Source organism: Streptomyces sp. WAC 04229, assembly GCF_003947455.1.
Classification (GTDB): domain Bacteria; phylum Actinomycetota; class Actinomycetes; order Streptomycetales; family Streptomycetaceae; genus Streptomyces.
Genome location: NZ_QHJH01000267.1, coordinates 1 through 7,620 on the forward strand (window position 1 = coordinate 1; position 7,620 = coordinate 7,620).

Below are 7,620 nucleotides of genomic sequence, written 5' to 3' on the forward strand. Positions count from 1 at the left end.
CCCCACACGCGCGCGGTCCCGCGCCCCCACCGCCACGGCCGGCTCTCGCTCGTCACCAGGTACGCGACCAGCAGCACGACCACCCCGGCACCCTCCCACCACGCCGGGTCGCCGAACGCGGCGACGACCACGACACCCGACGCCAGCACGGTCGTCCGGTGCCGCACCAGGAGGTGGGACCAGCGGGCCGACTCCAGCGTGGGCCGCCGGTCCAGCGCGGGTGCCGCCCACACCGCGAAGACGACCGCGCATCCGAACAGCAGGCCGTCCCGCGCCCCGCCCACGGTCGCCCACGGCCGCCAAGCCATCACGACGGCGGCCGACGCGATCACCCGCACGGGCAGGGTGCCGACCCAGTAACGCGCCCACTCCCGCAGGTTCACCCGCATCTCGAGCACCGTCATCGCGCCCTCCCGCCGACCCGCCCGGACAACAGCGGCGCCAACGCCAGATCCAACGGCTCACCCACGACGTGCCGCAGCACCGGCACCCCGCTGTCCCGCAGGGCGAACCTCATGGCGTCCCGGTCCGCGTGCCACAGCCTCAGCCCCAACTCGCCGGAAACGTCACCGGGTTCGACCGGCGGATCCCCGCTCGGTATCTCCACGACCACCGGGCGGCGCCCCCGCCCCTGAAGATCCCGCAGCACCTTGAGTATCCGAGCGTCGCTCAACGGAGTGAACACGTAGACGAGCGCGCCCTCCGGCAGCGCGGGCGGCGGCACCCGCTCGAGTCCGGGCCCGTCGAAGCGCCGGTCCCTGCGGACGTCGAGGACACTCTCGACGATGCGGTAGAACGCCGCGTCCCCGGTGCCCGGCGCCAGCCAGCGCGTAGTGCCCCCGGTCGAGACGACCCCCACCCGGTCGTGGGTACGCAGATACGCGCGGGCCAGCCCGGCGGCCGCCCGCACCGTCTCGTCCAGGGACGACACCCCGGTCACCGGGTCGACCACGTCCCCGAACGCGTCGAGCAGCATCACCGTGTCGGCGGCACGCTCGGCCGCGAACCGGTGCAACTGCACCGAGCCGCGCCGGGTCGTCGACGGCCAGTGGATGCGCCGCTGCCGTTCCCCGGGCACCCACACCCCCACCCCGACGACCTCGACGCCCTCTCCGGCCTGTACGGAGGCGTGTTCGCCGAGCCGCTGCGGCAACCGCGCCGGAATCGGCGTGAACCGTGCCTGCGTGGGGCGCGGGAACACCGACACCTCGGCCGCCTCGACCCGCACGGTACGGCGCACGGTGCCCCCGGCGTCGTACACGTCGAGGTCCACGGGTCCGAGCGACCAGCGCCCCCAGAGCAGCGCCGTGTGGCGCAGCGTCACCGTGGACGCGCCGACCACGACCTCGTCGAGCCGCAGGCCCGGGCCGAGGGTGACCCCGGGGTCGAGCCGGACGGCTCCGCCGTCGTGGGCCACCGAGATCCGGAGGGTAACGGTGTCGCCCTCGAAGCAGCGCCTCGGTTCCACGGTGGCCGACGTCTCGACACGCCGGGCGTACGCGCGCGGCAGCGCGAGCGCCAGCAGCACCAGCGGCGCGGCCGCGAGCGCGAGGAGCCACGCCCGGCCGGTGAGCAGGGCGGCGGACAGCGCGACGACGGCGACCGTCAGCAGGCGCAGCGTCCGCTCACCGGGGCGCGGCCCGCCGGGCGGCGGGGGTGGCGGCTGCGCGGGGGAGGTGCGCCCCTCCAGGGCGCGGACCACCGCGGCGCCGGGCCGGGGTGCCGGCGCGGGCGCGGTCATGACGACGCGGCGGCCGTGCGCCGCGTGGACGGCGTGCCGACGCTGTCGACTATCTCCCGCAGCACGTCGTCCGTGGCCACCTCGCGCACCCACAACTCCGGCCGCAGCGAGACCCGGTGGGCCAGCGCCGGCACCGCGAGCGCCTTGACGTCCTCCGGGACGACGTAGTCGCGGCCGTTCAGCACGGCACGGGCCCGCGCGAGCTGGACCAGAGCGAGCCCGCCCCGCGGCGAGGCGCCGATGCTGATCTGGGGGTGTTCGCGGGTCGCGCCGACGAGCGCGACGGCGTACTCCAGCAGGTCGTCGTCGATCTCCACACCCTCCACCACGCGCCGCCAGGCCACGACGTCCGCCGGCCCCGCCAGCGGCTTGAGCACCGCCTCGGGCGCGGCCCGGTCGATCCGGGCCCGCAGCATGGCCAGTTCCTCCCGCGCGCTCAGATAGCCCATCCGCACCCGCAGCTGGAACCGGTCGAGCTGGGCCTCGGGCAGCGAGTACGTGCCCTCGTACTCCACCGGGTTGGCGGTCGCGACCACCATGAACGGGTCGGCGAGCGGCCGCGTCTCACCGTCCACGGTCACCTGCGACTCGGCCATCGCCTCCAGCAGCGCGGCCTGCGTCTTGGGCGGCGTCCGGTTGATCTCGTCGGCGAGCAGCAGGTGCGTGAAGACCGGCCCGGGACGGAACACCATCTCGCCGGTGCGCTGGTCGTACAGCGGCGCCCCCGTGACGTCCGACGGCAGCAGGTCGGGCGTGAACTGGATCCGCCGGAAGTCCAGGCCGAGCGTGGTGGCGAAGGACCGCGCCAGGAGCGTCTTGCCGAGCCCCGGCAGATCCTCGACGAGGACGTGCCCGCCGGCCAGTACGCCCAGCATCACCAGTTCGAGGGCGTCCGGTTTGCCGACGACGGCACGTCCGATCTCGCGCAGCACGGCACCGGCCTGCTCGCCGGCCTGCTCGGGGGTAAGGGGCTGAGGCGTGGTGGGACTCGTCACGTCGCTTCTTCCTTGTGAGTGCCGGGGGTACGCGTGCGGGGTGAGCCGAGGTGTTCGAGCCGGTCGACGAGGCGGTGGAGTACGTCGACGGGGATGCCGCCGTCGGGCCCGGTGCGGGGCGTCTCGGGCGCGAGCCAGGGCCACAGGTCGGGTCCGATCAGGTCGGCGGCGCGCCGGGGCTGTTGGTCGAGTGAGACGTGGTGGTGCTCGGCGAGTGCCGCGGCGTAGAGGCGGCGCAGCTCGGGCCGCAGCACCGCCCGGTAGTAGAGGGCGCCGTCGGGACCGGTGGCGGTGCGTACGTTCCGTCGCCATTCGCCCATGCCCGGCGTCCGGGTCCGCAGCAGCCGTACGTCCCCCCGCCCTCCGGAGTCGAGGGCGCCCGCCCCGGCGACGTACCGGGCCACGGCCAGCGTCGCGACGGCGAGCAGGGTCACGACGGCGCCGGCCGCCCGGGCGCCGTCGAGGAGCAGGACGAGCAGGACGCCGGAGGCGGCGACCGCCGCGCCGAGCAGACCGAGCCGACGAAGCGTGAGCGTGTCCTGCCCCGCGGGCCGTTCCGTGCGCACGTTCACCGGCGTGCCTCCCGGTGCTGGAGCAGCGACGCGATCTCTTCCAGGGCGGCGGCCGCGGCCTGCCGGTGCGGGGGCCCCATCGGATGCGAGGAATAGCGGGCCTCGCGGAACAGCGTGGTGAGCCGTGGCGCGGCAGGGCCGGGGGCCAGGCCCGCGTCGGCGGCGCGGGTGAGCAGGTCGGCGGGGCTGTCGGAGGCGTGCCGCCGTACGCCGGACGCGACGAGGGCGTCCTCCATCGCCGCGTAGCAGGCGATGACGGCCGTACGGGCGTCACCGGTGTCGGCGAGGGCGCGGCGGCCCGAGTGCACGGCGGACAGGAGCAGACGCGCGTCCTCGTCCTCCGCAGGGGCGCCCGAGCGTTCGGGAAGCGCCGGCACGGTCAGCCCCCGCCGGCGCAGCCGCCGCACGACGAGCACCACGACGACCACGACCACCACCGCGGCCAGCAGGCCGAGCAGCACGTACAGCGGCAGGGAGGAGCCGTGTCCGGAGCCTTGCCCGGAATCGGCCCTGCCGAGACCCGGTGGCGGCGAGACCGGTGGCGGCATGTCCATCGGCGGGCTGGGTGATGTGCTCCGGTGGTTGAACCGATGCATGACCAGGGCCAGTACGCCGATGACGCCCGGCCCGGCCAGGAGCAGCGGCACAGCCGCCCGCCGCAGCCGTTCCTCACCCGGTGTCAGCGGGGCGCGGTCGGCCGCGATCCTGGGGCGCAGCCGCTGGACGGCGAGCATGATCCCCAGCGCCCAGGCGACGGACGACCCGATCGCGACGATGCCCCAGTGGCCGAGCGGCCCCTTGCCGGAGTGCAGCAGGTCCTCCGCGGGACGCAGTACGAGCGCCGCGACCGCCAGCGCCCCGACCACCCCGGCGGCGACCACCGCCCCGGGTACCGCCCGGCGTCTCCCATGCTCCCCATGTTCCATGCCGACCCCCCGGCTGAACCCTTTCCCCCAAGGTCAGTTCACCGCATCCTGACACACGAAGAGCCCCGCCGGACGGGCCACCCCCGCCCACGGCGGCCGGGCCCGGTCCCGCGCGACGGGCCGTCTACCGACGACGCACGAACCTCGCCCGGTCCTCCGGCCCCAGGCGCTCGGTGGCGTGGCGCACGGTGACCCGCGGCAGTTCGGCGGCGTGCAGCTCGAGGAAGTTGACCAACGCCCGTGCGTCACGGCGGCCGATCTCCCGGAGCATCCACCCCAGCGCCTTGTGAATGAGCGGCTCCGGATCCTGGCGGACCACGATGACCAGGGAGAACGTCGGCTCGTATCGGTCGGCGCGGATCAGTGGCAGCGTGGCCACGACGGCGATCCGCCGCTCCCACAGGGAGGCCGACCCGGCCAGGCGGCCCAGCACCTCGTCCAGGACGTCCTGCGACTCCTCCAGCAGCCACTTGCCCAGCACGACCGGCGCGGATCCGTCCACCAGATCCCAGTTGTCCACGCAGTCGGTGCGCGCCAGGTAGAAGTCCACCAGCGCCCCGCGCTCCCGGCTGCCGCGGGCGAGACGCATCTGCTCGGCCAGCACCAGGAGACCGGCGAACCGTTCGTCGTGGACGCGGCTGCGCAACAGGGCGTCCACCTCCTCCGTCCGCAACCCGCGGTAGCGCCGCGCGAGCTCGCGCAGCACCGGGACCCTTACGCCGAGCAGCTCGTCGTCGTCCGCGGGGCTGAGTACCCGTACGAGCTGGGCGCGTACCTGGGGTTCGGCCAGCTCCCGCAGCTCGGACCGCAGCCGCTCCAGCGGCGCGCGTGAGGAGGACGTCATGTGTCCGGACCGTAGCGCGCCTCCGGACGGCGGGTGCCCCGCGCCGCCCAGGAAGCGAGGATCCGCAGACGCGCGTCGCTGGGGGAGCCCGGCTCGGCGGTCAGGGTGACGAGCTGCTGCTCGGGGTCCGTCGCAGGGGTGAGGAAGGACCAGCCGAGAGAAAGCCGGCCGACGACCGGATGCTGGAGGATCTTCGTGCCGGTGCCCTGGGTGGCTACGCGGTGAGTTCCCCACCAGCGCCTGAAGTCGGGGTCCTGGAGCGACAGCTCGCCCACCAGTTCCGCGAGCCGGGGGTCCTTCGGGTCCCTGACGGCATCCATGCGCAGCTGCGCCAGGCTCGTTTGCGCCACCCACTGCCAGTCCGGGTACAGGCCCCGGACGACCGGATCCCGGAAGACCAGTCGTACGAAGTTGCGCCGCTCCTCGGGAATCCGCGCGAAGTCGGTGAAGAGGGCCGCCGCCATCGGATTCCAGGCGAGGATGTCGGTGCGCAGGCCCAGGACGACGGCCGGAGTGGTGGGCAGGCCGTCCAGCAGCCTCCGCAGCTGCGGCTGGACCTCCTGCGCGGTGCGCCGCCGGGGCCGGGCGGCACCCCGGCCGGACAGCGCGAACAGGTACGCACGCTCGCCGTCGTCCAGCCTCAGGACCCGCGCGAGCGTGTCCAGTACCGGCTCGGACGCCTGACGGCGGCCCTGTTCCAGGCGGGTGTAGTAGTCGGGGCTGATCGACGCGAGCAGGGCCACTTCCTCCCGGCGCAGCCCCTTGACCCTGCGCCGGGAGGCCGATTCGGGCAGCCCGACCTGGGCCGGGCTCAGCTCCGTACGCCTGGCCTTGAGGAAGGCGCCCAGCTCGCTCCGGCGCGCGTTGCCGCTGCTCATGAGGGCAAGTCTGGCAGACGGGCGCGCCCGCGACAGGGGGCCTGGTGTGTCCCAGGACAGCGCTGTCCCGGGTCAGAAGACGCCCCTTACCCCTCTCCGTACCGGCTGCGAGGGTCGGTGACGCGACCGACGGACGGACGGCCCCGAGGGGGACACCACCGCCGGAGACGCATCGACCGCCTCCACCTCCGGGAGACACAGGAACATGAAGGCCGACGTCACCTTTCCCAGCAGCAATCTCTCCCTCGCAGGAACCCTCTTCACCCCCGAGGACCACATCGACGGCCGGCTACCGGCTGTGGTCGTCTCCCACCCCGGCGGCAGCGTGAAGGAGCAGAGTCCGAGCGTCTACGCCGAGCGCCTGGCCCGGGCCGGATTCGCCGCGCTGGTCTTCGACGCCGCCCACCAGGGCGAGAGCGAGGGGGAGCCACGAGGGCTGGAGGACCCCTTCCAACGTGCCGAGGACATCAAGTCCGCCGTGACCTACCTGACCACGCGCGACGACATCGACCCGGACCGCATCGGAGCCCTCGGCATCTGCGCTTCCGGCGGCTACGTGCCGTACGCCGCACAGACCGACCACCGGATCAGGAGCGTGGCCACCGTGAGTGCCGCGGACATGGGCTCGGTGATCCGGGAGGGACTGGGCCGCACACAGGACCCGGCCGTCCTCAGGGCGATGCTCGACCAGGCCGGTGCGCAGCGCACGGCGGAAGCACGCGGCGCCGCCCCACGGATGGTGGCATGGCTGCCCGACAGTGCCGAGGACCTGCCGCCGACCGCAACCCGCCAACTGCGGGAGACCTTCGACTACTACCGCACTCCGCGCGGTCACCACCCGCGCGCCAACCGGGGATGGGTGCAGCGCAGCGTCGACCTGATCGCCCAGTACGACTCGTACGCGATGATCCGACTCGTCTCGCCCCGCCCCCTGCTGATGATCATCGGCTCAGCGGCGGAGACCGGGTACTTCAGCAGGGAGGCCATCGAGAGGGCGGCCGAGCCCAAGCGGCTGGCCGTCATCGACGGAGCCACGCACGTCGACCTGTACGACAGGGACGCCTACGTCACTCCGGCCGTCGCCGAACTCACCGCGTTCTTCGGCAGGAGCCTGGCCGGATGACTGCCCTTCAGCGCCGGCCCCGGGAGGCGGACGAACGCCATGCCGACGGGTGTGGTCAAGATCCGCCGGGTTACAGGACTGTCCCAGAGGGCGGTGGTCGCGGACAGGTGAGGAACGGCGGCTGGAGGTGTCTGTCCGGCCGGCGGAGGGCGTGCCCCGGCCGGGCGTGTGCCGGCGGTGGTGGGTCGTGCGCCCTGAGTGCGTGTAACAGGAATGTCTTCAGGGACGGTTGCGCGGAACGGACTGCCCGGCGGGGTGGCTCTTCGTGTGCACAAGCGCCGGTACACCAGCGACTGGTACCGACGGTCGGCACGCCCAACCGATACCGAGGAAGAAACGATGCGCGTTCACAAGCTCACCTTCGCAGCTCTCGCCGTTGCCGCGAGCCTCTCGCTCACGGCCTGCCAGAACGACGACGACGCCACGGGGCAGAGCGACCCGTCGGCGGCGTCCAGCGAGGCGTCCCCGGGCGGCGGTTCGGGCTCGGGCGATTCGCAGCAGGGCGCCGGGGACGAGTCTGGCGGGGAGGGCACCGGGGGGC

The 7,620-nt window shown here is 73.8% G+C and carries 8 protein-coding genes and 1 pseudogene; 2 read left to right on the forward strand and 7 right to left on the reverse strand.

The genetic code is table 11. From position 1 onward, the window contains the following. The 7 genes from DMH12_RS35765 to DMH12_RS35795 form a co-directional block, all read right to left on the reverse strand. The coding region (locus tag DMH12_RS35765) for a hypothetical protein (RefSeq protein WP_125495473.1) at positions 1–404 on the reverse strand (404 nt) is incomplete at its 3' end. After that, entirely contained in the window at positions 401–1,741 is a 1,341-nt protein-coding gene (locus DMH12_RS35770; protein ID WP_125495474.1) for a DUF58 domain-containing protein, read from the reverse strand. The genes DMH12_RS35770 and DMH12_RS35765, both read right to left, overlap by 4 nt. After that, complete coding sequence (locus DMH12_RS35775) at positions 1,738–2,736, reverse strand: MoxR family ATPase (RefSeq protein ID WP_125495475.1); 999 nt, start codon at positions 2,734–2,736, stop codon at positions 1,738–1,740. Before DMH12_RS35775 ends, DMH12_RS35770 begins: the two co-directional genes overlap by 4 nt. Further along, on the reverse strand, positions 2,733–3,308 hold the full coding sequence (locus DMH12_RS35780) for a hypothetical protein (RefSeq protein ID WP_125495476.1): 576 nt from the start codon (positions 3,306–3,308) through the stop codon (positions 2,733–2,735). Before DMH12_RS35780 ends, DMH12_RS35775 begins: the two co-directional genes overlap by 4 nt. Continuing rightward, the gene (locus DMH12_RS35785) at positions 3,305–4,234 is read right to left on the reverse strand and encodes a DUF4129 domain-containing protein (RefSeq protein ID WP_125495477.1); all 930 of its coding nucleotides are present in this window, start codon (positions 4,232–4,234) and stop codon (positions 3,305–3,307) included. Before DMH12_RS35785 ends, DMH12_RS35780 begins: the two co-directional genes overlap by 4 nt. 124 nt (positions 4,235–4,358) lie before the next feature. Further along, complete coding sequence (locus DMH12_RS35790; RefSeq protein WP_125495478.1) at positions 4,359–5,078, reverse strand: DNA alkylation repair protein; 720 nt, start codon at positions 5,076–5,078, stop codon at positions 4,359–4,361. After that, the gene (locus DMH12_RS35795) at positions 5,075–5,956 is read right to left on the reverse strand and encodes a helix-turn-helix domain-containing protein (protein ID WP_125495479.1); all 882 of its coding nucleotides are present in this window, start codon (positions 5,954–5,956) and stop codon (positions 5,075–5,077) included. The genes DMH12_RS35790 and DMH12_RS35795 overlap by 4 nt, the downstream gene beginning before the upstream one ends. A 205-nt stretch (positions 5,957–6,161) precedes the next feature. Here DMH12_RS35795 and DMH12_RS35800 point away from each other — a divergent pair, with 205 nt between their 5' ends. Both DMH12_RS35800 and DMH12_RS39345 read left to right on the forward strand, forming a co-directional pair. After that, positions 6,162–7,079, forward strand: a complete 918-nt coding sequence (locus DMH12_RS35800; protein WP_125495480.1) for an alpha/beta hydrolase — start codon at positions 6,162–6,164, stop codon at positions 7,077–7,079. 339 nt (positions 7,080–7,418) lie between these two features. Beyond that, positions 7,419–7,620: pseudogene (locus DMH12_RS39345) on the forward strand (DUF4232 domain-containing protein); the annotation flags it as partial.

Coding starts and splice junctions, on each gene's coding strand:
- DMH12_RS35770 (WP_125495474.1), bottom strand. CDS start 1,741: ATGACCGCGCCCGCGCCGGCACCCCGGCCCGGCGCCGCGGTGGTCCGC.
- DMH12_RS35795 (WP_125495479.1), bottom strand. CDS start 5,956: ATGAGCAGCGGCAACGCGCGCCGGAGCGAGCTGGGCGCCTTCCTCAAG.
- DMH12_RS35800 (WP_125495480.1), top strand. CDS start 6,162: ATGAAGGCCGACGTCACCTTTCCCAGCAGCAATCTCTCCCTCGCAGGA.
- DMH12_RS35790 (WP_125495478.1), bottom strand. CDS start 5,078: ATGACGTCCTCCTCACGCGCGCCGCTGGAGCGGCTGCGGTCCGAGCTG.
- DMH12_RS35785 (WP_125495477.1), bottom strand. CDS start 4,234: ATGGAACATGGGGAGCATGGGAGACGCCGGGCGGTACCCGGGGCGGTG.